Origin of the sequence: Neisseria sp. (assembly GCF_030530745.1) — a bacterium.
Classification (GTDB): Bacteria; Pseudomonadota; Gammaproteobacteria; order Burkholderiales; family Neisseriaceae; genus Neisseria.
In genome coordinates, this window is the sequence record NZ_JAUMUI010000007.1 from 35,608 (window position 1) to 60,898 (window position 25,291).

22 protein-coding genes are annotated in these 25,291 nt (G+C 55.1%); 14 read left to right on the forward strand and 8 right to left on the reverse strand.

Features of this window, described 5'->3' with window-relative positions; all coding sequences use genetic code 11:
* The first annotated feature begins 51 nt into the window (after window positions 1–51).
* From gloB to Q3970_RS04160, 6 genes are all read left to right on the forward strand, one after another.
* A complete protein-coding gene (gene gloB, locus Q3970_RS04135) occupies window positions 52–810 on the forward strand; it encodes a hydroxyacylglutathione hydrolase (RefSeq protein ID WP_303099342.1) in 759 nt (252 codons plus the stop codon).
* Between the two features lie 210 nt (window positions 811–1,020).
* Window positions 1,021–4,266 carry a DNA translocase FtsK gene (locus tag Q3970_RS04140; RefSeq protein WP_303099390.1) on the forward strand — a complete coding sequence of 1,082 codons (3,246 nt, stop codon included), beginning with the start codon at window positions 1,021–1,023 and terminating at the stop codon, window positions 4,264–4,266.
* Window positions 4,267–4,334: 68 nt separating this feature from the next.
* A complete protein-coding gene (locus Q3970_RS04145) occupies window positions 4,335–4,964 on the forward strand; it encodes a lytic transglycosylase domain-containing protein (protein ID WP_303099391.1) in 630 nt (209 codons plus the stop codon).
* A 66-nt stretch (window positions 4,965–5,030) separates the two neighbouring features.
* Window positions 5,031–6,416, forward strand: a complete 1,386-nt coding sequence (locus Q3970_RS04150) for an MFS transporter (protein WP_303099343.1) — start codon at window positions 5,031–5,033, stop codon at window positions 6,414–6,416.
* Window positions 6,416–6,937 (forward strand): single-stranded DNA-binding protein, encoded by a 522-nt coding sequence (locus tag Q3970_RS04155; RefSeq protein WP_303099344.1) that lies wholly within the window; start codon window positions 6,416–6,418, stop codon window positions 6,935–6,937. Before Q3970_RS04150 ends, Q3970_RS04155 begins: the two co-directional genes overlap by 1 nt.
* Window positions 6,938–7,138: 201 nt before the next feature.
* The gene (locus Q3970_RS04160) at window positions 7,139–7,870 is read left to right on the forward strand and encodes a phosphoadenylyl-sulfate reductase (RefSeq protein ID WP_303099345.1); all 732 of its coding nucleotides are present in this window, start codon (window positions 7,139–7,141) and stop codon (window positions 7,868–7,870) included.
* Window positions 7,871–8,053: 183 nt separating this feature from the next.
* Here the strand turns inward: Q3970_RS04160 and Q3970_RS04165 are convergent, their stop codons facing one another.
* A complete protein-coding gene (locus tag Q3970_RS04165) occupies window positions 8,054–9,220 on the reverse strand; it encodes a PLP-dependent aspartate aminotransferase family protein (RefSeq protein WP_303099346.1) in 1,167 nt (388 codons plus the stop codon).
* Between the two features lie 243 nt (window positions 9,221–9,463).
* Here Q3970_RS04165 and folE2 point away from each other — a divergent pair, with 243 nt between their 5' ends.
* A complete protein-coding gene (gene folE2 / locus Q3970_RS04170) occupies window positions 9,464–10,237 on the forward strand; it encodes a GTP cyclohydrolase FolE2 (RefSeq protein ID WP_303099347.1) in 774 nt (257 codons plus the stop codon).
* 92 nt (window positions 10,238–10,329) lie between these two features.
* Here folE2 and Q3970_RS04175 read toward each other — a convergent pair whose 3' ends face one another.
* Entirely contained in the window at window positions 10,330–11,910 is a 1,581-nt protein-coding gene (locus tag Q3970_RS04175; protein ID WP_303099348.1) for a YdgA family protein, read from the reverse strand.
* A gap of 168 nt (window positions 11,911–12,078) precedes the next feature.
* Between Q3970_RS04175 and Q3970_RS04180 the strand changes: the two genes are divergently transcribed.
* On the forward strand, window positions 12,079–12,522 hold the full coding sequence (locus Q3970_RS04180) for a DUF4149 domain-containing protein (protein WP_303099392.1): 444 nt from the start codon (window positions 12,079–12,081) through the stop codon (window positions 12,520–12,522).
* A gap of 84 nt (window positions 12,523–12,606) precedes the next feature.
* Here the strand turns inward: Q3970_RS04180 and yhbY are convergent, their stop codons facing one another.
* Window positions 12,607–12,888, reverse strand: a complete 282-nt coding sequence (gene yhbY / locus Q3970_RS04185) for a ribosome assembly RNA-binding protein YhbY (protein ID WP_303099349.1) — start codon at window positions 12,886–12,888, stop codon at window positions 12,607–12,609.
* 110 nt (window positions 12,889–12,998) lie between these two features.
* On the opposite strand from yhbY, the gene Q3970_RS04190 reads away from it, so the two are divergent.
* Window positions 12,999–13,619 (forward strand): RlmE family RNA methyltransferase, encoded by a 621-nt coding sequence (locus tag Q3970_RS04190; protein WP_303099350.1) that lies wholly within the window; start codon window positions 12,999–13,001, stop codon window positions 13,617–13,619.
* A 63-nt stretch (window positions 13,620–13,682) separates the two neighbouring features.
* Window positions 13,683–15,686, forward strand: coding sequence for an ATP-dependent zinc metalloprotease FtsH (ftsH, locus tag Q3970_RS04195; RefSeq protein ID WP_303099351.1), 2,004 nt, complete (start codon window positions 13,683–13,685; stop codon window positions 15,684–15,686).
* Window positions 15,687–16,170: 484 nt separating this feature from the next.
* Here the strand turns inward: ftsH and Q3970_RS04200 are convergent, their stop codons facing one another.
* The 3 genes from Q3970_RS04200 to rlmB form a co-directional block, all read right to left on the reverse strand.
* Window positions 16,171–17,139, reverse strand: a complete 969-nt coding sequence (locus Q3970_RS04200) for an SPFH domain-containing protein (RefSeq protein WP_303099352.1) — start codon at window positions 17,137–17,139, stop codon at window positions 16,171–16,173.
* A 20-nt stretch (window positions 17,140–17,159) separates the two neighbouring features.
* On the reverse strand, window positions 17,160–17,576 hold the full coding sequence (locus tag Q3970_RS04205; protein WP_303099353.1) for an NfeD family protein: 417 nt from the start codon (window positions 17,574–17,576) through the stop codon (window positions 17,160–17,162).
* 481 nt (window positions 17,577–18,057) lie between these two features.
* Entirely contained in the window at window positions 18,058–18,804 is a 747-nt protein-coding gene (gene rlmB, locus Q3970_RS04210) for a 23S rRNA (guanosine(2251)-2'-O)-methyltransferase RlmB (RefSeq protein WP_303099354.1), read from the reverse strand.
* 120 nt (window positions 18,805–18,924) lie between these two features.
* Here rlmB and Q3970_RS04215 point away from each other — a divergent pair, with 120 nt between their 5' ends.
* Window positions 18,925–20,160 carry a multifunctional CCA addition/repair protein gene (locus tag Q3970_RS04215; protein WP_303099355.1) on the forward strand — a complete coding sequence of 412 codons (1,236 nt, stop codon included), beginning with the start codon at window positions 18,925–18,927 and terminating at the stop codon, window positions 20,158–20,160.
* Window positions 20,161–20,375: 215 nt separating this feature from the next.
* Here the strand turns inward: Q3970_RS04215 and Q3970_RS04220 are convergent, their stop codons facing one another.
* Complete coding sequence (locus tag Q3970_RS04220) at window positions 20,376–20,810, reverse strand: Spy/CpxP family protein refolding chaperone (RefSeq protein WP_303099356.1); 435 nt, start codon at window positions 20,808–20,810, stop codon at window positions 20,376–20,378.
* A 217-nt stretch (window positions 20,811–21,027) separates the two neighbouring features.
* Here Q3970_RS04220 and rpe point away from each other — a divergent pair, with 217 nt between their 5' ends.
* Window positions 21,028–21,711, forward strand: a complete 684-nt coding sequence (gene rpe, locus Q3970_RS04225; RefSeq protein WP_303099357.1) for a ribulose-phosphate 3-epimerase — start codon at window positions 21,028–21,030, stop codon at window positions 21,709–21,711.
* 271 nt (window positions 21,712–21,982) lie between these two features.
* On the opposite strand, the gene Q3970_RS04230 is transcribed toward rpe, so the two are convergent.
* A complete protein-coding gene (locus Q3970_RS04230; protein WP_085364870.1) occupies window positions 21,983–22,516 on the reverse strand; it encodes an inorganic diphosphatase in 534 nt (177 codons plus the stop codon).
* Window positions 22,517–22,703: 187 nt separating this feature from the next.
* Between Q3970_RS04230 and dnaB the strand changes: the two genes are divergently transcribed.
* Window positions 22,704–24,113 carry a replicative DNA helicase gene (dnaB, locus tag Q3970_RS04235; protein WP_257065449.1) on the forward strand — a complete coding sequence of 470 codons (1,410 nt, stop codon included), beginning with the start codon at window positions 22,704–22,706 and terminating at the stop codon, window positions 24,111–24,113.
* Between the two features lie 241 nt (window positions 24,114–24,354).
* Window positions 24,355–25,053 (forward strand): GspH/FimT family pseudopilin, encoded by a 699-nt coding sequence (locus Q3970_RS04240; RefSeq protein ID WP_303099358.1) that lies wholly within the window; start codon window positions 24,355–24,357, stop codon window positions 25,051–25,053.
* The last annotated feature ends 238 nt before the right edge of the window (window positions 25,054–25,291 follow it).

Genomic DNA, 25,291 nt, shown 5'->3' on the forward strand with positions numbered 1-25,291 from the left:
CGCGCTGCGATATAATCAAGGCCGTCTGAAAAAAGGTTGCAGGACGGTTTTATGGAAACTTTAAACATCACCCCCGTTGCCGCGTTATCCGACAACTATATCTGGATTGTTTCTCATAACGGCCGCGCTGTATGCATAGACCCCGGTGAGGCCGCGCCCGTGCTCGATTATCTGCAACGGCAGCGGTTGGAGCTGGTGCAGATATGGATTACCCACCACCATCACGACCACACCGGCGGCATTGCCGGGCTGAAGCAGGCGTATCCGCAATGCACGGTATACGGCAACCGCGACATTGCAGCGGCCGGCCGGCACGTAAACGAAGGCGCACGGCTAACGTTCGACAGCCGCAATATAGAAGTGTGGCACACCCCCGGCCACACCGATACCCATCTGGGCTATCTGCTGCACGGCTCCGACGGGCTGCACGTTTTCTGCGGCGACACGCTGTTTTCGGCGGGCTGCGGACGCGTGTTCACCGGCACGCCCCGGCAGCTTTACGCCTCGCTGCAACGCTACGCCGGCCTACCCGAAAATACTTTGTTTTACCCCGCGCACGAATACACCGCCGCCAACCTGCGCTTTGCCGCCTGTGTCGAGCCGGATAACTCGGCCGTGCGTGCCGCCCAAGCCGCCGCGGCATGCATGCCCACGCTGCCGGTGAGCCTTGCGCACGAGCGGCAGGTCAACCCGTTTCTGCGAACGGATTGCGCACAGGTGGCGCGGAAGGCGGAGGAAGAGGCCGGCAGAAAATTGGCAGGAGGCGCCGACGTATTCATTGCTTTGAGAGAATGGAAAAACCGTTTCTAAGCCGGCTGATCCGCACGCTGTTTTCAGACGGCCTGATGTTTCGGACTACCCCTCTCAGGCAGATTCAACTCTTTCCCGGCTTTCCGGCCTGTTATGGTGCCGAATCCCTTTGTTGCCAAAAGCCGCTTGGAGGCGTGAAAATTATTCTTTTTAAGGCCGAAACACGTTAGAATAACGCCTTTGCCGAAACCAACCTGGCCGTTTTATTTTATGTTGTGGACATTTTTACTGATTGTGCTGCTGTGCGCGATAGCGGGTGTGTTATGGGTGCGCCACCGCCAAGAGCAGGAATGGCTGCGCGAGCTGACTTACCTGAGCCGCCACGAGGCGGAGGCAGAAGCTGAACCTGCACCCGAAGCGGGCGGCGGCAAGCCGCCCAAAGCCTTGCGCGGCGTGGATCCCAACCTGCAAAATACCCGTCAGAGCCACCGCGCTGCCGAAGAGGCCAAAGCGGTTTACGACAAAGCTGTTGAAAAATTCCGCGCACTCTCGCCCAAACACAGCCGCAGGCTTGATGCTACTTCGGGAGGCAGGCGCGAAACACAGCAGGAAGACGATTTCAACGAGTTGCCGATTTTCGCTGCCGCACCGAAAATCGAAGTTCAGCCCGAACCCGAATTTGCCGAAGCGGGCAGCGGTGCCGGAAACGCCGAAGCACCCATTCGTGCGCTGAAAGCCGAACCGCTGCCTGAAAATGCGGCCGGGCAGACAGAAGCAGCGCAGGAGCCGTCTGAAAACGGAAACACACCGGCGGAAGAGGGCGGCAGCATTCCCATGTTCGGCGCCGTGCTGCCTGAAGAGCCTGAAACCGCACAAACCGCCGCGCCCAAAAGCCACGGCATCACCGGCAAAGCCATCGACATCGCGCCTTATGTGTCTTTCGATGAAAACGAATACTGCCCGTCGGGCAAGCCCGTTGATGCTTCGCTGCCTGTGATCACGCTGGAAGAAGCAACCCGTTCGCTGCACGAAACCCATCTTGCCGACCGTTCCCAAAGCGAGGCCGGCCCGCCCGCTCCGAAACCGTTTTCCAACCCCTCTCCCGATATGGAGGTGGTGGAACTCAACTGGCAGTTCAAACCCGCGCTCGAAGAAACCGCCCCGCCCAAGCCGGTTATCGAACCGAAAGTTATCGGTTTGGATGATCCCGCGCTGGTGCGCACCCGCGAACGGGTGCTTTCGGAAGTGCGCCAGCTTTCGCATTCCGTGCCGCGCACCGAAATGACGCAGTCTGTGGAGCAGGCATTGGCCAACCCCGAAACCATAGGCGAAGACGATATCCGCTCCAACCTGCTGCGGCAGCGTTTGGCGCGCCGCCGCCAAGTGTCGGCGCAGGCGCCGGTGCAGGTTTTGCAGCCCAAAGTGATTCCCGAAGGCGAAGTGTTCGCCAACCTCGCCAAAACCGATTCGCCGGTTAACCGCCAGCGTATCCGCCGCATCAACACCGCGATGCGCGAAAGTGTGATTCCCGATGCAGCCCGGGTGGGGCAGAGCCATTCGGTGCAGCTGCAGCCGGCTCCCGTTGCCGCCACGCCGCCGATTTCCACCCGCTTTACGCCGTTTGCCGCTGCGGCAGATGCCACGGTGGTTGAGCCGCCGCCCGTACCCGAGGTGGAGTGGCCAGTGATTGATATTCCCGTGCCGCCCGTGTTCCGGCATGAACCCTCACCGCAGCAGACTGTCGTGCCGCATGGTGCCGAATATGCCGGGCAGGCCAGTGCACATATCAGCAGCCGTCCGAGTTGGTCGATTACCGACCGTCTGCTGCAGGAGTCTGCATCTGAAACGGAGAGGCCGCTTTCTGCCCGACCGGCCGCCGCTATGGTGCCGGATCGTGCCGATGAAACCACGGCTGCGGTGTTTGAACATAAAACGCCCGAACCGGCCGCCGAACCCCTAAGGCCGTCTGAAACGGTGCCGGCAGATGTGGCGGGCGTTGTGCAAAGTCAGGCAGGCTCAGGCGGACCGCACCTGCCCACTGTGGCCCTGCTGCAACCGCCGCAGTTCGATCACAGCGCCACCCAAACCGAAGAAGCCCTGCTCGAAAACAGCATCACCATTGAAGAGAAGCTGGCCGAATTTAAGGTGAAGGTGAAAGTGATGGATGCCTATGCCGGCCCTGTGATTACCCGTTATGAAATCGAACCTGATGTAGGCGTGCGCGGCAATGCGGTGATGAACCTCGAAAAAGATTTGGCCCGCTCGCTCGGCGTGGCCTCTATCCGCGTGGTGGAAACCATTCCGGGCAAAACCTGCATGGGTTTGGAGCTGCCCAACCCCAAACGGCAGATGATACGCCTGAGCGAAATCTTCAATTCGCCGGCGTTTCAGGAATCCAAATCCAAACTCACACTGGCCTTGGGGCAGGACATTACCGGCGGGCCGGTGGTAACCGATTTGGCCAAAGCGCCGCACCTCCTGGTGGCGGGCACCACGGGTTCGGGCAAATCGGTAGGGGTGAACTCGATGATTCTGTCGATGCTGTTCAAAGCCACGCCCGACGAAGTGCGCATGATTATGATCGACCCGAAAATGCTGGAACTGTCGATTTACGAAGGCATTCCGCATCTGCTTGCGCCCGTGGTAACCGATATGAAGTTGGCCGCCAACGCGCTTACTTGGTGCGTGAACGAGATGGAAAAACGCTACCGCTTGATGAGCCATATGGGCGTGCGCAATGTGGCGGGTTTCAATCAGAAAGTGGCCGAAGCGGCAGCGCGCGGCGAGAAATTGGCCAATCCGTTCACGCTCACGCCCGAAGACCCCGAACCGCTGGAAAAACTTCCGTTTATCGTGGTGGTGGTGGACGAGTTCGCCGATCTGATGATGACGGCGGGCAAGAAAATCGAAGAGCTGATCGCCCGTTTGGCGCAAAAAGCCCGCGCCGCCGGCATCCACCTGATTCTTGCCACCCAGCGCCCCAGCGTGGACGTGATTACCGGCCTGATTAAAGCCAATATTCCCACGCGCATTGCATTCCAAGTGTCGAGCAAGGTCGACAGCCGTACCATTCTCGATCAAATGGGCGCGGAAAACCTGCTCGGGCAGGGCGATATGCTGTTTCTGCCGCCCGGTACGGGCTATCCGCGGCGCGTGCACGGCGCGTTTGTGGCCGACGAAGAAGTTCACCATGTGGTTGAATATCTGAAACAATTCGGCGAGCCGAACTATATCGACGACATCCTCACCGCAGGTGTGGGCGGCGACGACTTGTTCAGCAACGCCAACGGCCAGCGCAGCGGCGACGAAGAGCAAGACCCGATGTACGACGATGCCGTTGCCTGCGTGATTAAAACCCGCAAGGCCACCATTTCTTCGGTGCAGCGCTATTTGCGCATCGGCTACAACCGTGCCGCCCGCTTAATCGACCAGATGGAAGCCGACGGTATTGTGTCTGCCCCCGAGGCCAACGGCAACCGCACGGTGTTGGCGCAAAGCAGCGAACATTTGGATTAAGTTTTTCAGACGGCCTGATGCAGTATGCAGGCCGTCTGAAAACATAACTAATAATTTTAAAACCATACATTATGAAACCGGAAAACCTTATTCCTGCCGAATTTTTACTGCGCCGCCGTCTGCTGGCGGCGGGCGGCGCGTTATTACTCAGCCCCGCCTTGGCACGGGCGGGGGCGCAGCGCGAAGAAACTCTGTCCGACGATGTGGCTTCGGTGATGCGCAGCTCCATTAACAACGTCAATCCCGCGCGGCTGGTATTCAACCGCGCCGAAGAGGGCGAACGCTGGCTGCGCGACATGTCGGCACGGCTGACGCGTTATGTGGCCGACGAGGGCGAGCGCAAACGGCTGCTGGTCAATATCCAATATGAATCCAGCCGCGCCGGGTTAGACACACAGGTGGTACTCGGCCTGATAGAGGTGGAAAGCGCGTTCCGCCAATACGCCATCAGCAATGTGGGCGCGCGCGGGCTGATGCAGGTGATGCCGTTTTGGAAAAACTATATCGGCAAACCTTCGCACAACCTGTTCGATATCCGTACCAACCTGCGCTACGGCTGCACTATTTTGCGCCACTACAACAACGTGGAGCGGGGCAATCTGGTGCGTGCGCTGGCGCGCTTCAACGGCAGCCTCGGCAGCAGCAAATACCCCAACGCCGTGCTCGGCGCATGGCGCAACCGCTGGCAGTGGGGTTGAATTTTAACCGCACCTTTTTTCAGACGGCCTGAAAGAGGAGGCCGTCTGAAAACACTTGACCGGATTATGGCAAAAGAAAACCGCACACAGATGTATCCGCACGAATGGCGCGCGGGCACTTCGCTGGCAGGCGTGTATGCGCTGCGTATGCTCGGCATGTTTTTGGTGCTGCCCGTGCTGGCGCTCTATGCCGCCACTTTGTCCGGCGCGGAAAGCAACAAAGCGCTGGTCGGCATGGCGATGGGTATGTACGGTTTGACGCAGGCCGTGCTGCAACTTCCGCTGGGCATGGCTTCCGATAAGTTCGGCCGCAAAAAAGTAATTTATTCCGGCTTAATCGTGTTTGCCGCCGGCAGTTTTATGGCCGCCGCCGCCGACACGCTGGAAATGCTGGTGCTGGCGCGGGCGGTGCAGGGTGCGGGTGCCGTGAGTGCGGCGGTTACTGCCCTGTTGGCCGACCTCACCCGCGATGAAGTACGCACCCGCGCCATGGCCATGATCGGTTTGAGCATAGGGCTGACTTTCTCGGCCAGCCTGGCGCTGGCGCCCGTATTGGCCGCATGGATAGGCGTTAGGGGGCTGTTCGTTTTAACAGGCGTGCTAACCGTGGCCAGCATTGCCGTTGTGGCTTGGTTTACGCCCAACCCTTCCGAGTCGAAGCTGCATGAAGACGCTCAGGCGCAGCCCTCGCGTTTGGGCGAAGTGATGAAAGACGGCAGGCTGCTGGCACTCGATTTCGGCATTTTCGCCCTGCACGCTGCGCAAATGGCATTGTTTACCGCGCTGCCTTTCGCTTTGGTGGAGTTGGGGCTGTTTAAAGAGCAGCATTGGAAAATCTACCTGCCCGCCACGCTTATCGGCCTGATTGCGATGGTGCCGCTGATTATCGCCGGTGAAACGCGCAACAAACTCAAAGCGGTGTTTGTGATCGGCATCGCCTGCATTGCCGCCGCCCAAGCCGGCCTGCTGTTCGGGCTGCATTCCGTTTGGGCGGCAGCCGTTTTTTTAACGGTTTACTTTATCGGCTTCAACGTGCTGGAAGCCAGCCTGCCCTCGATGGTGTCGAAAATCGCCCCGTCCGATTTGAAAGGTACCGCTATGGGGGTGTATAACACCATGCAGTCGGTCGGCCTGTTTGCCGGCGGCGCGGTCGGAGGAGTGTTGTTCCAACACTACGGCTTCAACGGCGTGTTCGCTTTTTGCAGCGGTCTGGTTCTGCTGTGGTTGGCGGTTGCCGTGTGTTCACCCGCTCCCAAACCGGTTAAAAACCTCACTTTTCCGGTGCCGGAAACTTGGCGCGGCAGGGAGGAGCAATTAAACTCTGCCTTAACCGCATTGGAAGGCGTAGAAGCCGTCAGCTTCAGCGCCGACAAAAAAATCGTTTTTATCAAGGCATTGCAAAAAGGTTTCGACCCCAATGCCGCCGAACAAACCATATCAGGAGCAAATTGATGTCATCGTTAAACAAAGTCATCCTTATCGGCAATCTCGGCCGCGACCCTGAAGTGCGCTATATGCCCAACGGCGAGGCCGTCTGCAATTTCAGCATAGCTACCAGCGAAGTTTGGAACGACCGCCAAACCGGCCAGCGTCAGGAACGCACCGAATGGCACAACATCACCCTCTACCGCCGTTTGGCCGAAGTGGCCGGCCAATATCTGCGCAAAGGCAGCTCGGTTTATATCGAAGGCCGCATCCAAAGCCGAAAATACACGGGTAAGGACGGCATAGAGCGCACCGCCTACGACATTATCGGCAGCGAAATGAAAATGCTTGGATCGCGCAGCGGCGGCTCCGCCGAATACGGCGATGCCCAAGGCGGCTACCAGCAGTCTGCGCCGCAGCAGCATTACCAAAACGCCCCCGCTTACCAGCAGGAAGCCTCGAGCGCACCGCCCGCCGCTCCGCGTCGCCAAGCCCCTGCGGTCCCTGCTGCGCCGGTGGACGATATCGACGATGATATTCCCTTCTAAACCCAAGCTAAGCCGGCACATTAGTTTTCAACTCAACCGGTTTGGTGTGGTGATGGAAAAATAAGCCAAAGGCCGTCTGAAAACATTGACCGGAAATGTTTTCAGACGGCCTTTGGTTATAATCAAATAAAAAACCATTCTTTCCCAATGCGGCAGGGGCGGGCGCACAATGCGGCAGAAAAAAGAATACGGAACCCTACCATGTCGCTATACGCCCCCAAACTTTGGCAGATTCCTGCCGTTTCAGAAGCCGAAGCCGCGCAACAGCCCGCTAAAGAACAGGTTTTGGCCGCGCGTTTGCAGGAAGTCGCCGAACGCTTTCCCAAAGCCGTTTTCGCTTCCAGCCTGGCGGTGGAAGATATGATTATCACCGACCAGATCGCCCGCCTGAAGCTGCCGCTGCGCATCATCACGCTTAACACCGGCAAACTCAATCCCGAAACCGCCGCTCTGATTGGAGAAACCGACAGCCGTTACCGCATCTGCATTGAAGTGTTCAGCCCCAATGCGCAAGCGGCAGATGTGTTCGAGCAGGAATACGGCAGCGCCGCCATGTATGAAAGCGTGGAATTGCGCCGCCGTTGTTGTCGTATCCGCAAAATCGAACCGCTCAACCGCGCCTTGGCCGGTGCGCCCGCCTGGCTGACCGGACAACGCCAAAGCCAGTCAGAAACCCGCAGCGGCTTGAGTTTTGAAGAGCATGACGGTGCACGCGGTATCTTCAAATTCAACCCGATTTTCGATTGGGCAGACGGTGATGTGTGGGCTTATGCCCAAGCGCACCAAGTGCCGCTCAACGCGTTATACCGCGAAGGTTACCCCAGTATAGGCTGCGAACCCTGTACGCGCCCGGTGAAAGAGGGAGAAAGCATCCGTGCCGGACGATGGTGGTGGGAGAATAAAGACACTAAAGAGTGCGGCCTGCACAAATAGCGGATTTGCGCAGCTAATGACGGTAGTCAGCATTTTTCAGACGGCCTGAGACAGTTGCAAGCCATTTCGGTATTTTAAAGCTCTGCGTCATGCTCGGGCTTGCTCCGGGTATCTGCTGTTTTTTGAACAATTAAGATGCTCGGGTCAAGCCCGAGCATGACGGAATCGTTGTCAAGTAAGTGATCAACTCTCAGCCTGTGCCGCATCCAGCGCGGCGGAAATATCTGCCCAAATGTCTTCCACATCTTCCACGCCGATAGAAAAGCGCAGCAGGCCGGTTTTGATGCCGGCGGCGGTTTTGATTTCGTGCGGCACGCCGCTGTGCGATTGCGAATAGCAGTGGTTAATCAGGCTTTCCACGCCGCCCAGGCTGGAAGCCATCTGAACCATTTGCAGGTTTTTAATCACGCTGCCGGCGGCTTCTTTGCTGTCGTTTTTCAGCCAAATGCTCACCACGCCGCCGAAATCCCTCATTTGCCGTTTCGCCAAATTGTGATGTTCGTGCGAAGGCAGGCCGGGGTAGAACACCTTTTCAACCGCAGGATGCGCTTCCAAACGGTGGGCGATTTCCAGCGCGTTTTCGCAATGGCGCTGCATGCGCAGGGCCAGCGTTTTGATGCCGCGCAGCACCAGCGCGCAATCCATCGGCCCGGCCACGCCGCCGGTGTTCATCATCATGGTGCGCATCGGGCGCGCCAATTCTTCGGTTTTCACCGCCACCACGCCCATCAGCACGTCGGAATGGCCGCACAGATATTTGGTGGCAGAATGGAACACGATGTCGCAGCCCATATCGAGCGGGTTTTGCAGATAGGGCGTGGCGAAAGTGTTGTCGATGCCCACCAGCGCGCCGGCGGCTTTGGCTTTGGCGGCCAGCGTTTCGATATCAACCAGCCGCAGCAGCGGGTTGGACGGGGTTTCCAGCCACACCATCTTCACGTTTTCGTGTCCGGCCAGCGCGTTATCGAGATTGGCGGGGTCGGTTAAATCGGCAAACACCACGTTCACGCCCCACAGGGCATACACTTCGGTGAGCAGGTCGTAGCTGCCGCCGTAGATGTCGCTCACGGCGACAATGGTGTCGCCGGGGCGCAGAAAGGCGCGGTATACGCAGTCGATGCCGGCCATGCCGCTGCCGAAGGCGAAGCCCGCCGCGCCGTGTTCCAGCGCGGCAACGGTGTCTTCCAGCACTTTGCGGGTGGGATTGCTCGCGCGGGCGTAGCGGAACGGAATCTGTTCGCCGATTTCCTTCATGCGGAACATGCTGTTTTGATAAATAGGCGGCATGATGGCGCGGTTGTGGTCGTCGGGGTTATAGCTGCTGTGGATGGCTTCGGTTGCAAATTTCATGGCGGATCTTTCAGTTGGAATCTTTCAGTTTGAAGTCAAGAATTTTAGCACTATCCGAAAAATAGAAACAATCAATGTCCGGCGGGGCGCTAAGTGATATAATATCGCATTTGGAAATTCGGGCGGCCTGTCCGGATCTGCTGCAAGGCCGTCTGAAACTTTATTTCAGGCGGCCTTGCATTTTGCACCGCCTGCGCGCACATAGGGCTCCAAGCCCCTTCAGATTCTAAGGAAATCCGACGCATGAACGCCATTGCAGACGTGCAATCCTCCCGCGATTTACGCAACCTGCCGATTAACCAGGTCGGTATCAAAGACTTACGCTTCCCCGTTACGCTCAACACCGCCGAAGGCACTCAGGCCACCGTTGCCCGCCTGACTATGACGGTTTTTCTTCCCGCCGACCAAAAAGGCACGCACATGTCGCGCTTCGTCGCCCTGATGGAGCGCCAAACCGAAGCGCTGGGTTTCGATCGCCTGAAAACGCTCACTGAAGAGATGGTGTCGCTGCTGGATTCGCATTCGGGCAGAATCAGCGTGTCGTTTCCGTTTTTCCGCAAAAAAAGCGCACCGGTGTCGGGCATACAGTCGCTGCTCGACTACGACGTAACGTTGACGGGCGAAATCAAAAACGGCGAGTACAGCCACACGCTCAAAGTGCTGGTGCCGGTAACCAGCCTGTGCCCCTGCTCGAAAGAAATCTCGCAATACGGCGCCCACAACCAACGCTCGCACGTTACCGTAACCATCACCTGCGGCAGCGAAGTGGGCATTGAGGAAGTAATAGACTGCGTGGAATCGCAGGCATCGTGCCAGCTATACGGCCTGCTCAAGCGCCCCGACGAGAAATTCGTTACCGAGCAGGCATATGAAAACCCGAAATTCGTCGAAGACATGGTGCGCGACGTCGCCACCCGCTTAATCGCTGACGGCCGTATCTGCGGTTTTACGGTCGAAAGTGAAAACTTCGAGTCGATACACAATCATTCGGCTTATGCCTATATCGCCTATCCTTAACCGTGCCGGGTTTAAACCGAAACAGGCCGTCTGACATTTTCAGACGGCCTGTTGCCTGTTGCATGACGGCGTTTGGGTTTTAACCTGCAGCCTTAAGGCACGGAAGCGGCGGTTTCGGCCTCGGGCAGCATATCCGCCTCGGTGAATTCCGGTTCGGGTGCGGTTTCGAATATTTTACCGTTGAGTTTCAAATGGCTGTTGTCCAGCTCGACTAGTGTTTTGATGTTACCGTTGTCAACGGTGAGGTATTGCTCGCGCGCCATCGAGTTGACGGTGCCCTCCACCATCAGGCGCAGGGTTTCGTTGATGTCGTCGAGGCTGGCACGGCCTTCGGCAAGGTCTTCGGCATTGACGCTGAAGATATTGCCGGCCTGGTTGACGGCCAGTTGCTCGAGTAGTTTTTGCGGCACCTGCATATCGAAACGGGCATGGGTTTTTTTAAGCATGGCGCTAAAGTCGTCCATTTCGGCCCGGGTGAGGCCGTTGAAGCTCAGACGGCCTTTCACATCGACCAAACCTTGCGGCATTTTGAAAGTGAAGTTTTTGATGTGCAGCACGGGATTTTGGGTGAACAGGCCGGCGGCTTCGTTGCGGGCGGTTTTTAACAGCTCGCTTTGAATCTGCTCTTCTGTCATTTCTTTCGACGAGAGTTCGGCCATTTTGTTTTTAACGGCCAAAAGGCTCTCGGCGTGCAGATGATCGGCCGCCACATTGATGTCAAGCGGGCCGTAGCGCTCGTCGCCGTAGGCGAGGGTTTCGAAGCGGAAGCGGCCTTCGCTGTTTACCCATTCGCCGTTTTCACCGGTCCGGGTGTCGAAGCCGAGCTTTTCAACGGCGATTTTGGAAGGGGCGACGGTGCCGGTAGGGTTGATAAACGCGCCGATTTGCAAATCAGTAACCAAGTTCACCAGCTCGTTGATTTTGATGTTGTAGTCGAAGCCTTCTTTCCACTGCATGGAAAACTTATCGAGCTTAAAGCTGCTGCTGCCCAGAGCCAATCGGTTGCCGCCGTCGGTGGTTTCGGTGCGGATATGCAGGTTTTCCAGCGCAACGCTGCCTTTGTCGGCCAGCTTGGCCTGCAGCGAAGGAGCGGTGTAATCGTGGGTGTAGGCAGTAAATTCGGGTTGGTAAACAGTGGTGCCGCCCAAGCCTTTCCAGTTGAGTTTGATGCCCGAAAGCTCTTCGTAATCGAATGCGGGCACGTTTAAGGCCAGCTCGCCGCCGCCGCCGAGGTGAACAGTGTTGGTGAGGTTCACGGGCGCCTGCGTGCCGAAGAAGCGGGCCAGCACTTTGGCTGTTTCGGGGTGGTATTTGAATTCGGTTTCCACGCGGGCGCGCACAGGCGGAAATCCGCCGGCAAACGGGCCGTGCTTAACATGGTTGATAACTGTAACCGGTTCTTTCAAAACGGTTTTAAGATTGTCGGGCAGGTATTTTCCGGCGTTGTGGAGCAGGGTGGGTTTCAGCCGCACGACGGTGGTTTCGGTGGCGCCGAACCAGCCGCGTTGGTATTGGTGCGATTCGACGGTGAGAAAGCCGGATTGCGACAACAGTTTCTGCTGGTCGGCCAAGCTTTCTTCAGCCTTGATGCCGAAATAATAAGGCAGTGCGCCGAATACGAGAACCAATACGGCGGAAAGGGCGAATGCCAAGGAAACCAATAGCTTTTTCATTGCATCACACAATAAACGGAAAGCGCGAAGCATAGCATTTTTTATGGTGCTTGTCTTTGATTGAACGGGGTATTTAAACGGCATCCGATAGTATTGCGCCGTTGCCGCGCTTGATGTGCCCGGGTCGGAAATGGTATTGTGCGTGAATCTCAACGCGAGGGGCAGATGATGAAAAAATTGGCCGGCATATTGGCCGGAGCGTGGCTGGGTTTGCAGTTGGGTGTGGGTTATCTGGTTGCACCGGTGTTGTTTCAAAATTTGGAACGGATAGAGGCGGGCGCGTTGGCCGGTGTATTGTTTACTGTAACAGCCTATATCGGCTTGGCCGTTTGGCTGCTGGTTTATTTCACGGGCAGATTGGAAGAAAAACGGGCTTATGCACGCCCGCACACGGGCAAATGGGTATTGCTGCTGTTGGTTTTGCTGGCGGCTAACCAGTTCCTGGTTACCCCCGTGATCGAAGCGCACAAAACGGGAGCGGCCAATTGGCTGCTGACGCTTCTGGGCGGTTCGTTCGGCAGATGGCACGGCATTTCATCCGTTATTTATATGGTATGCAGCATGCTGGGGCTGGGCTTGGTGTTTCGTTTGGTTAGAATGGAGTGGCGGTAACCGTTATAAAGCAGGCCGTCTGAAAAGGTTTCTACTTTAAATAACCTTTTCAGACGGCCTGTTTGATTGTTTTGCCGTCTTGTTTTAGTTTTCGGTTTTTTCACGCCATAAAACCAGCAGCTTGCCGATATGCTGCACCAATTGCGCGTCCACCGCTCTGCATAAGGCTTCGCAAATGGCGATGCGTTCGGCGCGGTCGTCTCCCAATACGCGCACCTTGATCAGCCCGTGCGCCGTCAGCGCCGCATCGGTTTCTTTGATAACGGATTCGGTTAAGCCGTGCTGACCTACCATCACAACGGGGTTTAAATGATGGGCGCGGGCTTTGAGTTCTAAAATTTCCCGAGTGGTGAGTTTGTCGGCCATATTCTCTGCTCAAATATTAAAATCGGTTAAATGCGTTATTCTACGCGAAGCGGCGCCTTTAAGGGAGAAAATAACGTACAATAGCGGCTTTATTGTTGTGTGGCTACGGTATGTCGGTGCGTTCGAAATCTTCCAAAGCATGGCTTAACGAACACGTTAACGATCATTATGTGCATCTGGCTCAAAAAGAAGGCTACCGCGCGCGCGCGGCCTACAAGCTTTTGGAAATCAACGACAAAGACAAGCTTATCCGCCCCGGTACCGTATTGGCCGATTTGGGCAGCGCCCCCGGCAGTTGGTCGCAGGTGGCGGCGCAGCTGGCCGGCAGCAGCGGGCAGGTGTTTGCCTTGGATATTCTGCCGATGGAGGCGGTGGAAGGCGTATCGTTTATTCAGGGTGATTTCCGCGAAGAAGCCGTATTGGCCGAATTTGAGCGGCTGCTGGGCGGCCGCCCGTTAGACCTTGTAATTTGCGATATGGCACCCAATATGTCGGGCAATGCTGTAACGGATCAGGCGCGCAGCTTTTATTTGTGTGAGCTGGCTTTGGATTTTGCCGCCAACCATCTGAAAACAGGCGGTAATTTTCTGGTTAAAGTGTTCCAGGGGGCGGGATACCAAGAATATGCCGCCACTATGCGCGAAGTGTTCGCTTCGGTGCAGACCAGAAAACCGAATGCCTCCCGCAATCGTTCCAGTGAGATTTATTTATTGGGCAAAAATAAACGCTGACAATGCGTATAGCCTGATTTACAATCCGTCCTTATTTTTGACCCTTATATGGAGCCTGTTTCAGTGGGGAATATGTTAAAAAATGTGTTGGTTTGGCTGGTGTTGATTGTTGCCATGCTGATGGCGTTCAACGCCATCAGCGACAGCAAAGAAAACAAACAGCAGATCGAATATTCGCAGTTTATCGAACAAGTAAACAAAGGCGAAATCGCCAATGTGAACATTGAAGGCTCGGTGGTCAGCGGCTACCTGATTAAAGGCACGCGTACCGACAAAACCGAATTCTTCACTAACGCGCCGTTAGACGAAAAACTGGTTCCGACGCTGTTGGATAAAAAAGTGCGCGTGAAGGTTACTCCTGAAGAAAAACCGAGCATGTTTACCAGCCTGCTGTTCAGCCTGTTGCCGGTTATGCTCCTGATCGGCGCATGGTTCTATTTCATGCGTATGCAGTCGGGCGGCGGTGGCAAAGGCGGTGCTTTTTCATTCGGCAAAAGCCGTGCCAAACTGCTGGATAAAGACACCAACAAAGTAACTTTTGCCGATGTGGCCGGCTGCGACGAAGCCAAAGAAGAAGTGCAGGAAATCGTCGATTATCTGAAAGCCCCCAACCGCTATCAGAGTTTGGGCGGACGCGTGCCGCGCGGTATCCTGCTGGCGGGCAGCCCCGGTACGGGTAAAACCCTGCTGGCCAAAGCCATCGCAGGCGAAGCGCAAGTGCCGTTTTTCAGCATTTCCGGTTCCGATTTCGTTGAAATGTTTGTAGGGGTGGGTGCCAGCCGTGTGAGAGATATGTTCGAGCAGGCCAAGAAAAACGCCCCCTGCATTATCTTTATCGACGAAATCGACGCCGTAGGCCGCCAGCGCGGTGCAGGTTTGGGCGGCGGTAACGACGAGCGCGAACAAACACTCAACCAGCTTTTGGTTGAAATGGACGGTTTTGAGAGCAACCAAACCGTTATTGTGATTGCCGCTACCAACCGTCCCGACGTGCTTGATCCCGCTTTGCAGCGCCCGGGCCGTTTCGACCGCCAGGTGGTGGTGCCGCTGCCCGATATCCGAGGCCGGGAGCAGATTCTGAAAGTGCATGCGCAAAAAGTGCCGCTCGACGAATCGGTGGATTTGGTTTCACTGGCACGCGGCACTCCGGGGTTTTCAGGTGCAGATCTGGCGAACCTGGTGAACGAAGCGGCGCTGTTTGCGGGCCGCCGCAACAAAGTGAAAGTGGATCAAAGCGACTTTGAAGATGCCAAAGACAAAATCTATATGGGTCCCGAACGCCGCTCGATGGTGATGCACGAAGACGAAAAACGCGCCACCGCTTATCACGAAGCCGGTCATGCGATTGTGGCGGAAAGCTTGGAATACACGGATCCTGTTCATAAAGTAACCATCATGCCGCGCGGCCGTGCGCTGGGTCTGACTTGGCAGCTTCCCGAGCGCGACCGTATCAGTATGTATAAAGATCAAATGCTGAGCCAGATTTCGATTCTGTATGGCGGCCGCATCGCTGAAGATATTTTTGTCGGCCGTATTTCGACCGGCGCCTCCAACGACTTCGAGCGCGCCACTCAAATCGCCCGCGAAATGGTTACCCGCTTTGGTATGAGCGACAAAATGGGGCAGATGGTTTATGCTGAAAATGAAGGCGAAGTGTTCCTCGGCCGCAGCGTAACCCGCTCGCAGCATATTTCTGAGAAAACCCAGCAGGAGGTGGATGCCGAAATCCGCCGCATTCTTGACGAACAATATGCCGTAGCCTATAAAATTTTGGACGAAAACCGCGATAAGATGGAAACCATGTGCAAAGCGCTGATGGAATGGGAAACCATAGACCGCGATCAAGTGTTGGAAATTATGGAAGGCAAACAACCCAGCCCGCCGAAAGATTACAGCCATAATATCCTTAAAGAGAACGATACGGCGGCTCAATCTCGGGCAGAATATGCGGATGAGGCGGAGTCTCAAATTAACGGAGCCCCATCCGAAGGTGATGCAAACAGTCAGGCAATTGCAGCGGAAGCAGGTGTGTCGGAAGAAACACGCAGCTCAGCCGATAAAGTATAGAATCCATCCGATTGAAAAGCGGCCGTTAAGGCCGCTTGCTTTTTTTATCAAGTTTCCTTTTTGGTTGAGCTTCCGCTATTTGTGGCGGTAGAGTGTGGGTTTATCGGGTAGGGGTCTAACCCTTTACAATCAAGGCAGTACGTAGGGCGGCGCTCTATGTGTCGTCCTGTGCGTTGAAACATGTTTTGATATTGAAATCAAAGGCATCAGGTTTCGAGTATCGGTTTTTTTTCAAAATTCCGATTGGTTTTTGCGTATCGTTTTGAGCACCTGTTTTTCAGGTTTAACCTGAATATGGCGGCAAGCAAATGTTTTCAGGCGGTATAGGGGATTCGCTTGGTTTTTGTCTTGGTTCAAAGAAAACGATTTTGCAAAGGTTTCTGAAAATATGTAAGCCACTATAAAAACAGCCGAAGCAAACGGGATCAACAGCCCGGTTTGCTTCGGCTGTATTTTTTACCGGCTGCCGTTCGGCAGTACGGCGTTATTTGGCCGCTGTTTTACCGCCCTCAACGATTTTCAAACCGGATGCAACCAAACCGCCGATATCGGCAATGTTGGCGGGCATAATCAAAGTGTTGTTTTCTTTGGCCAGTTTACCGAAGGCTTCTACATATTGCTCGGCCACTTTCAGGTTGACGGCTTCGCTGCCGCCCGGGTTTTGCAGGGCTGCAGCCACCGCGCGGATGGCATCGGCGTTGGCTTCGGCCACTAGCCGCAGGGCTTCGGCTTCACCTTGGGCACGGTTGATTTGGGCGATTTTCTGGCCGTTTGATTCGTTGATGGCGGCCTGCATTTCGCCTTCCGACTGTTGGATTTCCGCTTCTCGCTGGCCGCTGGCCAGGTTGATTTGTTCGATTTTCCGGCCTTCCGATTCGGCGATGCGGGCACGCTTTTCGCGTTCGGCAGTAATTTGTGCCTGCATGGCGCGAAGAATTTCTTGCGGGGGAACCAAATCTTTGATTTCGTAGCGTAAGACTTTTACACCCCATGATACTGCGGCCTGATCGAGCGAAGAAACGACGGTTGAGTTGATTTCGTCCCGTTCTTCAAAGGTTTTGTCCAATTCCATGCGGCCGATGATTGAGCGCAGAGTGGTTTGTGCCAATTGGGTGATGGCCATGATGTAGTTGCTCGATCCGTATGAGGCCAGTTTGGGGTCGGTAACCTGAAAATAAATGATGCCGTCTACCGTGAGCTGGGTATTGTCGCGGGTAATGCACACTTGGCTGGGCACGTCGAGGGGGATTTCTTTTAACGTATGGCGGTAGGCTACACGGTCGACAAACGGTATCAAAATATTAAGGCCGGGGTTTAGGACTTTATAAAAACGCCCCAACCGTTCGACCACATAGGCTTCTTGCTGCGGTACCACGGTAAAGGCCTTGAAGCCGAATACGATAACGGCGATAAAAATCAGGATGGGAAAGCTGACGAAGATGCTGAAATCCATAGTTTTTCCTTTGGCTTAAGTTAATGCAGGTTAATCAATAGGATATTGCCTTTTTTACCGGTGATGACGGCAGTTTGCGGTTGGGAGGCAGTTTGGGTATTGGCGGCTTCGGCCTGCCAAACGGCGCCGCGGTAGTGTACTTCATACACATTGCCGTGCAAGCGGCGGCTGATGCGTACGGTTTGGCCGATGTCCAAATCGTTAAGCGATGCGTCGCCGTTGCCGGGGCGGCGGTGGCGCTTGATCCAGCGGTTTGCCCAAGCGATACCCACGGAGGCCAGCACGGCGGCGGTGATGATGCTGACGGTCAGGTTGTTAAACAGAAGGGCAGCCAAGCCTGCGCCGAATAGGGCGGCGCTGACCACCAACAGGTAAATCGTGCTGACGAACAGTTCGAGAATCAGCACCAATGCCGCAGCGATAAACCAATATGTCATGAGGTTGCCTTTCTGTGGTTGGGATTCGTGTTGAAAATAAGCCTGCCTGCAATAAAAATCAATGCTGTTGCAACGGGAGGGCGGGTGATTCGTTAAAAGTTTACTTGGCTATCGACCAAACGTAAATATAGCAAAACCATTTGTTTAACAACCGTTCCGTCATAATCGGGTCAGACAAGATTATGACATATGTGCTTTTTATTAAGTTTATTCACGATAAGTTTTTTCAGACGGCCTAAGGGCTGTCGACATTTAACCGACGAAGCGGTTTTTTGAGGCAAAAACCGCGTATGCAAGGCAAAAAGCGCAGCAAGGTTGGATACCTTGCGAGCATTTTTAACGCCGCAGACGGGGTATTTTGGCCAAAAATACCGCCGTTGCATTGAATGTCGACAGACCCTAAGGGCAAATAAAAGGCCGCCTGAAAACAAAACGGCTTTCAGACGGCCTTGTATTCGGTTGGTAAACGCAACAGGCCGGTTTATCCGGCGGCCGACACGCGGCGGCGGCGGGTTTCGCTCAACACCATGCCGGCGGTTACCGACACGTTCATACTTTCCACCGTGCCGAACATGGGCACGGAAACCAGCATATCGCAATGCTCGCGGGTGAGGCGGCGCATGCCTTCGCCTTCGTTGCCCATCACCCAGGCGATGCTTTCGGGCAGCTCGGCGTGATACAGATCGGCTTCGCCGCCCATATCGGTGCCGACCACCCAGATGCCGTATTCCTTCAGCTCGCGCAGGGTGCGGGCGAGATTGGTAACGGTGATGTAGGGCACGGTTTCGGCGGCACCGCAGGCCACTTTGCTCACAGTGGCGTTCAGCCCGGCGCTTTTGTCTTTCGGCGCAATCACGGCGTGCACGCCCATGGCATCCGCAGTGCGCAGGCAGGCGCCGAGGTTGTGCGGATCGGTGATGCCGTCGAGCACCAGCAGCAGGGCGGGTTCGCGCAGGTTTTCCAAAACGTCTTCCAGATGAACGTGGTTTTTGGATGCGTCGATAAAGCCGGCCACCCCTTGATGGCGTGCGCCTTTGGCGATGGTGTTGAGGCGCTCGGCGGCGGCGAAGTGCACGCGCACGTTTTCGGCGGCGGCTTTTTCCAACACTTCCCGTGTGCGCACATCTTGCCGGCCTTCCTGTATATAAAGTTCGGTGATGCTTTTGGGGTTTTGCCACAAACGGGCGTTAACGGCGTGAAAACCGTAGATAAGTCGCTGATTGGCCATGGCTCTGCTTTTACTAAAGATTAGAGGCGGCATTATACAGGGTTTGCACACAGGCCGTCTGAAAAGCAGGGCGGTTTGTTATACAATCGGTTTTATTTTTCAGACGGCCTCACAAACACCATGCAGATTTATCTTGTCGGCGGCGCAGTCCGCGATACTTTGCTCAACCTGCCCGTTACCGACCGCGATTGGGTGGTGGTGGGGGCGGATGCCGAAACCATGACCAAGCGCGGTTTCCAGCCTGTGGGCAAAGATTTTCCCGTGTTTCTGCACCCCGAAACCCACGAAGAATACGCGCTGGCGCGCACCGAGCGCAAAACCGCCAAAGGCTACGCGGGCTTTGCCTTTTATGCCGACAAAAACGTTACGCTGGAGCAGGACCTGCAGCGCCGCGATTTAACCATCAATGCCATGGCGCAAGATTCAGACGGCCTGATTATCGACCCTTTCGGCGGACGGCAGGATTTGCACGATAAAATCCTGCGCCACGTTTCGCCCGCTTTTGCCGAAGACCCCGTGCGGATTTTGCGCACCGCCCGCTTTGCCGCCCGCTACGGCTTCGAGGTTGCGCCCGAAACCATGGCGCTGATGAAACAAATGGTGGAAAACGGCGAAGCCGACGCACTGGTGGCCGAACGGGTGTGGCAGGAACTGGCGAAAGGGCTGATGGAGCCGCAGCCGCGCCGCATGATGGAAATCCTGCGCGAATGCGGCGCTTTGAAAGTGTTGCTGCCCGAAGTGGATGCGTTGTTCGGCGTGCCGCAGCGTGCCGACTACCACCCCGAAATCGACAGCGGCATCCACACGCTGATGGTGCTGCAACGCGCCGCCGATATGGGGCTGACGCTGCCGGAGCGCTACGCCGCGCTGCTGCACGATTTGGGTAAGGCGCTCACACCGGCCGACATCCTGCCCAAACACCACGGCCACGACATTGCCGGCGTGGTGCCCGTGCGCACCGTCAACGCCCGCTGGAAAGTGCCGAAAGCCTGCGCCGAGCTGGCCGAACTGGTGTGCCGCTGGCACATCATGTTTCACAGCGTCGGCGGGCTGAGGCCGAAAACCGCGCTGGATACCTTGAAAAAAGCCGACGCATTCCGCCGCCCCGAACGCTTTCAGACGGCCTTAAACGTATGCGTGGCCGACACGCAGGGCCGCCTGCACCGCGAAAACGAACCGTACCCGCAGCGCGCGCACTGGCTGGCCCTGCTTGCCGCCGCCAACGAAACAGACACCGCCGCCATCGCCGCCGTCTGCGCGGATAATCCGCAAAAAACCGCCGCAGCCATCGACAAAGCGCGTTTGGAAAAAATCACACCGCTTCAGACGGCCTATAGAAAGTTATTAAGCCATTGAAAAAAGGTTTTTTACTATGGCGGATGCGGATTCAATTGCTCCGATACGGGGCAGCAAGCCGCTAACGGCTGTCTGAAAAATCAAACCGCCGCATCTTTCATTGAATGATGCGGCGGTTTTTTACCGTTTGCCGTCATATTTCCGGGTTCGGTTTCAGACGGCCTGTTATATATTTTTATCCGGGAAAAATATTCCGGCAAAAAAAGCAGCAGGTTCTACCTCAGGCAGGCATTCAGCCAATACTGCCGTTGCGACGGTGTGAGCAGCTTATAGAAGCGGTGCTGTATGGATAATTCGTCAACCGCAAAATCCATGCTGGAAAGATAACGGTTTTCTACATAATCGCGTGCATCGTCGGCATTGAATTTGGTGCTGGAAAGGATTTTGATAATGTCGCGGCGGCGGTTTTTATTCACCCGTTCGTTTTTACGCAATGTTTTTTCGATGGCTTTTTTGTATTCTTTGCGGATGGTGTGCAATTCTTTGCTTTGCTCGCGGCTTAACCCCAGCGGGCGCACATCGCAATTGGGGTGGAAATCGTCAAGGCGGATTGCAGGGGAAGCCTGGGCATAGGTTGCGCTTAAAAACAGCAGGCAGCCGCCGAGCGCAGAAGCCTGCAGCAACAGGTTGAACTTCATTGTGATAAGCATATTGTTTTCCCAAATTTCAATATTTGCGGAATGTTAGCGGATATGTATGTGAAGCGCGGTATAATCACGGTTAATATTTGCTAATGACAAGGAAATTTTATTAAAAATCTGTTTTTAAAACAGTGTATTGTAATTATAGATATTGTAATCGGCGTGATTTGAACTTTTCAAACCCGAGGCCGTCTGAAAACAAAACACTTAAAAAGGAAAACCAATCATGAAACAGTTCCGCATTGCCCCGAGCATCTTATCGGCCGATTTCGCCCGTTTGGGCGAAGAAGTTACACGCGTTATCGAAGCGGGCGCCGACCTTATCCATTTCGATGTGATGGATAACCATTATGTGCCCAACCTGACTTTCGGCCCGATGGTGTGCGCCGCCCTCAAACCTTACAGCACCGTGCCGGTAGACGTGCACCTGATGGTTGAGCCGGTGGACGATTTGATACTGTCGTTTGCCAAAGCCGGAGCCGACATCATTACGTTTCACCCCGAAGCGAGCCGCCATATTGACCGCAGCCTGAGCCTAATTAAAGACTCCGGCTGCCAGGCCGGGCTGGTATTGAACCCTGCCACGCCGGTTTATGTGTTGGAAAACGTGCTCGACAGGCTGGATATGGTGTTGCTGATGTCGGTTAACCCCGGTTTCGGCGGGCAGAGTTTTATTCCGCAAACGTTGGTGAAAATCCGCCAAGTGCGCGATTTGCTCGATATGTATGAGGGTGAAAGCGGCAGAAAAATTGCACTCGAAGTGGACGGCGGCATTAAAACCGATAACATCGCCGCCGTTGCGGCGGCAGGTGCAGATACGTTTGTGGCCGGCTCGGCGGTTTTCGGCCAAGCCGACTATAAAGCCGTTATCGATAAAATGCGGCAGGAATTGGCCTCGGCGTTTTCTTGAAGGCGTTACGGATTTATTCTTTCAGACGGCCTAAATTTGTTTGGGCATTTTGAGAGCGGGATCTTTGCAAAATACCTTAGGCCGTCTGAAATACCAAAACACCGTCATACTCGGGCTTGACCCGAGTATCTGCGGTTTCTTTCAAAACAATGAGGTGTTTGGGGCGGATTGTAGGTTTGGCAATTCAAGAAACAAAAAGATACCCGGATAATCCGGGTATCTTTTTTTTAAGATTAAGGTTTTCTTTGCGGAGCCTGCCGCAGCATGGGTTTTAAGCTTGTTTGTTCCAACGTTCGATAGATTCTTTGATCACCGCTTTGGCTTCTTCCACATCGCCCCAGTGTTCCACTTTGGTGGAGCCGGGTTTTTTCAGGGCTTTATAATTGTTGAAGTGGAACTCGATTTGCTTGATCAACTGCTGCGGCAGATCGGCCAAGCTGTTGTAGGCGTTGCCGTTGTTGCGGTCGTCGGCGGGCACGCATACGATTTTATCGTCCACTTCGCCATCGTCGACAAACTTCATCACACCGATGATTTTCGCTTCTAAAAATACGCCGGTGGCCAAAGGCTGCTCGGTAACCAGCAAAACATCCAGCTCGTCGCCGTCTTCATCGAGTGTTTGCGGAATAAAGCCGTAGTTGGTGGGTTTGGCGAAGATAGCGGGTTCCACGCGGTCGAGCTGGAAAGCCGCCAGCTTGCGGTTCCATTCGATTTTATGGTTGCTGCCTGCGGGAATTTCGTTCACAACATTGATGATGCCGCCGTCCACATCGCCGGGGGTGAGGATTTTGTTGAAATCAGCCATGATGTTTCCTTGTTCAAATCGGTTAAAACGGGCGTGAGTATAGCACCGCTTGGCTGTTTATAGCGAAGAAACCTTACTGCTTTAGCCGCCGTTTGCCGCTTTTTTATTTTGAATAACTATCCAAACCGCCGCGCCGCGCCTTCGGCTATAATAAACGGCTTTCCCAAACGCTAATAAGGCCGAACCCATGAACGACTACACCGATATGATGCCGTCTGAAGACCGCGAAGTGAGCGCGTTGTCGCTGCCGCCGCACTCTATGGAGGCGGAACAATCGGTGTTGGGCGGCCTGCTGCTCGAAAACGCCGCGTGGGACAGAATCGCCGATGTGGTCGGCACCGAAGATTTTTACCGCCACGAACACCGCCTGATTTTCCGCAGCATCGCCAACCTGATTAACGAAAGCCGCCCCGCCGACGTGATTACCGTGCAGGAGGCTTTGGAGCGCAGCGAAGAGCTGGAGGCTGCGGGCGGGTTCAACTATCTGATTACCTTGGCGCAAAACACCCCTTCGGCCGCCAATATCCGCCGCTATGCCGAAATCGTGCGCGAACGCTCGATTATGCGCCAGCTGGCCGAAGTGGGCACCGAAATCGCCCGCAGCGCCTACAACCCGCAAGGCCGCGATGCGGGGCAGCTTCTCGATGAAGCCGAAAACAAGGTTTTCCAGATTGCCGAGAGCACGGCCAAATCCAAGCAGGGCTTTTTGGAGATGCCCGCACTTTTGAAAGAAGTGGTCGAACGCATCGATATGCTTTATTCGCGCGACAACCCCGACGAAGTAACCGGCATTGCCACCGGTTTTATCGATTTAGACAAAAAAACCTCCGGCCTGCAACCGGGCGACCTGATTATCGTGGCCGGCCGCCCCTCTATGGGTAAAACCGCTTTTTCCATCAATATCGCAGAGCACGTTGCGGTGGAATCCAAACTGCCCGTGGCCGTGTTTTCTATGGAAATGGGCGGTGCGCAGCTGGTGATGCGTATGCTCGGCTCGGTGGGCAGGCTCGACCAGCACGTTCTTAAAACCGGCCGTTTGGAAGACGAACACTGGGGCCGTCTGAACGACGCCGTCGTCAAACTTTCCGATGCGCCCATGTTTATCGACGAAACCCCGGGCTTAACCGCGCTTGAACTGCGCGCCCGCGCCCGCCGCTTGGCGCGCCAGTTCAACGGCAAACTGGGCTTGATTGTGATTGACTACCTGCAACTGATGGCAGGCTCCGGCCGCAGCGACAACCGCGCATCCGAGCTGGGCGAAATTTCCCGCTCGCTCAAAGCCTTGGCCAAAGAGCTGCAAGTGCCCGTGATTGCTTTGTCGCAATTGAGCCGCACGGTGGAACAGCGCACCGACAAACGGCCGATGATGTCCGACCTGCGCGAATCCGGCGCCATCGAGCAAGACGCCGACCTGATTATGTTTATGTACCGCGACGAATATTACAACGCCGAAACCCAGTTTAAAGGTTTGGCAGAATGTATCATCGGCAAACACCGCAACGGCCCCACGGGCAAAGTATTTCTCACCTTTATCGGCCAGTTCACCAAATTTGAAAACGCCGCCTATGTACCCGATGCCGCAATGATGGAAGATTGATACAGATTTCCGCCGCCAAGTAGGCGGATTTCATATTTTATTAGGTATGCAGCCGCGTTATCGTTTACAATAAACAACGAAAATAAACAAAACTGTCAAAAATCAGCAGAACAGGTAAAACGGGAACACGCCACACCATCATAACCCCGGAGCCTGCTCCGGGTATTTTTATGGCAGCAAAGCAAAACAGGCCGTCTGAAACGGCTTGCACATTACAAAACAACGTTATCAGGTTTTACTCATGCGTTCAAAGCAACAAGGCTTCACCTTAACTGAGCTGCTGATAGTGATTGCCATCGTGGCCGTTATGGCAGCCATCGCCTTTCCCAATATGAGCAACTGGATAGCCTCCCGCCGCGCGGCAAGCCAGGCGGAGCAGGTGGCCAATCTCCTGCGCTTCGCCCGCAGCGAAGCCGTCCGTTTGAACCTGCCGGTTTATGTCTGCCCCGTGCAAATCAGGGTGGACGGCACACCCAATGACTATTGCAACCTACAACATGCAGGCCAAGGTATAGCAGCATTTGCCGATGCTGATAACAACCGTATCTACGAACGCAACACCGCTGATATTGACCTGCGCACCGTTATTTTGAACGCACAAAACGAAGAACGTACCAGTTACCAGTTTGATACTTATGACTTTGACGGTTCACCTCAAAGCAAAAATCTCGTATGGGCTTTCTATCCCAACGGTACATTCGGTCATGCGGGCGCTGCAAACGGCACATTTACGGTTGGCGGCGGCTTTGTCAGGGTGGCCGTTACCGATGCCGCCGCAAAAGACGACAACACCAAAGCAGCCGCTCGGGCTTCGATTTTGCTGATAGACAGCAGCGGCAGGGTGCAGGCCTGTTCAAGAAGAGAAAAAAAAGATAAAGATGGGGAAGATAAAAACAGCACTATCGACAAACTGTGCAAATACGATACGTCTTCATCATAAGCGTGGATGCACTTTGATGCACCGTAACCTTAAACCAATGATTCCGGCGCAACAAATTACCCCCTTGCGGATTCTGCACGCAGGCAAAGGTTTTTTTAAATTTATGCGAGGGTGCGTACAGAGGCAGATAACCTGTTTGGCTGCTATGGTACATCGGTTTCAACATACAAGGGTGGGTGCCGAAGGCACGCACGCGTTTGGGTGTTGGGGCTCAAATCTGTGTATTGCCGCGTGCGGT

What these genes read in the sequence shown, in the direction of transcription:
- gloB (WP_303099342.1), top strand. Translation starts at nt 52, where the DNA reads ATGGAAACTTTAAACATCACCCCCGTTGCCGCGTTATCCGACAACTAT.
- Q3970_RS04140 (WP_303099390.1), top strand. Translation starts at nt 1,021, where the DNA reads ATGTTGTGGACATTTTTACTGATTGTGCTGCTGTGCGCGATAGCGGGT.
- Q3970_RS04150 (WP_303099343.1), top strand. Translation starts at nt 5,031, where the DNA reads ATGGCAAAAGAAAACCGCACACAGATGTATCCGCACGAATGGCGCGCG.
- Q3970_RS04155 (WP_303099344.1), top strand. Translation starts at nt 6,416, where the DNA reads ATGTCATCGTTAAACAAAGTCATCCTTATCGGCAATCTCGGCCGCGAC.
- Q3970_RS04160 (WP_303099345.1), top strand. Translation starts at nt 7,139, where the DNA reads ATGTCGCTATACGCCCCCAAACTTTGGCAGATTCCTGCCGTTTCAGAA.
- Q3970_RS04165 (WP_303099346.1), bottom strand. Translation starts at nt 9,220, where the DNA reads ATGAAATTTGCAACCGAAGCCATCCACAGCAGCTATAACCCCGACGAC.
- folE2 (WP_303099347.1), top strand. Translation starts at nt 9,464, where the DNA reads ATGAACGCCATTGCAGACGTGCAATCCTCCCGCGATTTACGCAACCTG.
- Q3970_RS04175 (WP_303099348.1), bottom strand. Translation starts at nt 11,910, where the DNA reads ATGAAAAAGCTATTGGTTTCCTTGGCATTCGCCCTTTCCGCCGTATTG.
- Q3970_RS04180 (WP_303099392.1), top strand. Translation starts at nt 12,079, where the DNA reads ATGAAAAAATTGGCCGGCATATTGGCCGGAGCGTGGCTGGGTTTGCAG.
- yhbY (WP_303099349.1), bottom strand. Translation starts at nt 12,888, where the DNA reads ATGGCCGACAAACTCACCACTCGGGAAATTTTAGAACTCAAAGCCCGC.
- Q3970_RS04190 (WP_303099350.1), top strand. Translation starts at nt 12,999, where the DNA reads ATGTCGGTGCGTTCGAAATCTTCCAAAGCATGGCTTAACGAACACGTT.
- Q3970_RS04200 (WP_303099352.1), bottom strand. Translation starts at nt 17,139, where the DNA reads ATGGATTTCAGCATCTTCGTCAGCTTTCCCATCCTGATTTTTATCGCC.
- Q3970_RS04205 (WP_303099353.1), bottom strand. Translation starts at nt 17,576, where the DNA reads ATGACATATTGGTTTATCGCTGCGGCATTGGTGCTGATTCTCGAACTG.
- rlmB (WP_303099354.1), bottom strand. Translation starts at nt 18,804, where the DNA reads ATGGCCAATCAGCGACTTATCTACGGTTTTCACGCCGTTAACGCCCGT.
- Q3970_RS04215 (WP_303099355.1), top strand. Translation starts at nt 18,925, where the DNA reads ATGCAGATTTATCTTGTCGGCGGCGCAGTCCGCGATACTTTGCTCAAC.
- Q3970_RS04220 (WP_303099356.1), bottom strand. Translation starts at nt 20,810, where the DNA reads ATGCTTATCACAATGAAGTTCAACCTGTTGCTGCAGGCTTCTGCGCTC.
- rpe (WP_303099357.1), top strand. Translation starts at nt 21,028, where the DNA reads ATGAAACAGTTCCGCATTGCCCCGAGCATCTTATCGGCCGATTTCGCC.
- Q3970_RS04230 (WP_085364870.1), bottom strand. Translation starts at nt 22,516, where the DNA reads ATGGCTGATTTCAACAAAATCCTCACCCCCGGCGATGTGGACGGCGGC.
- dnaB (WP_257065449.1), top strand. Translation starts at nt 22,704, where the DNA reads ATGAACGACTACACCGATATGATGCCGTCTGAAGACCGCGAAGTGAGC.
- Q3970_RS04240 (WP_303099358.1), top strand. Translation starts at nt 24,355, where the DNA reads ATGCGTTCAAAGCAACAAGGCTTCACCTTAACTGAGCTGCTGATAGTG.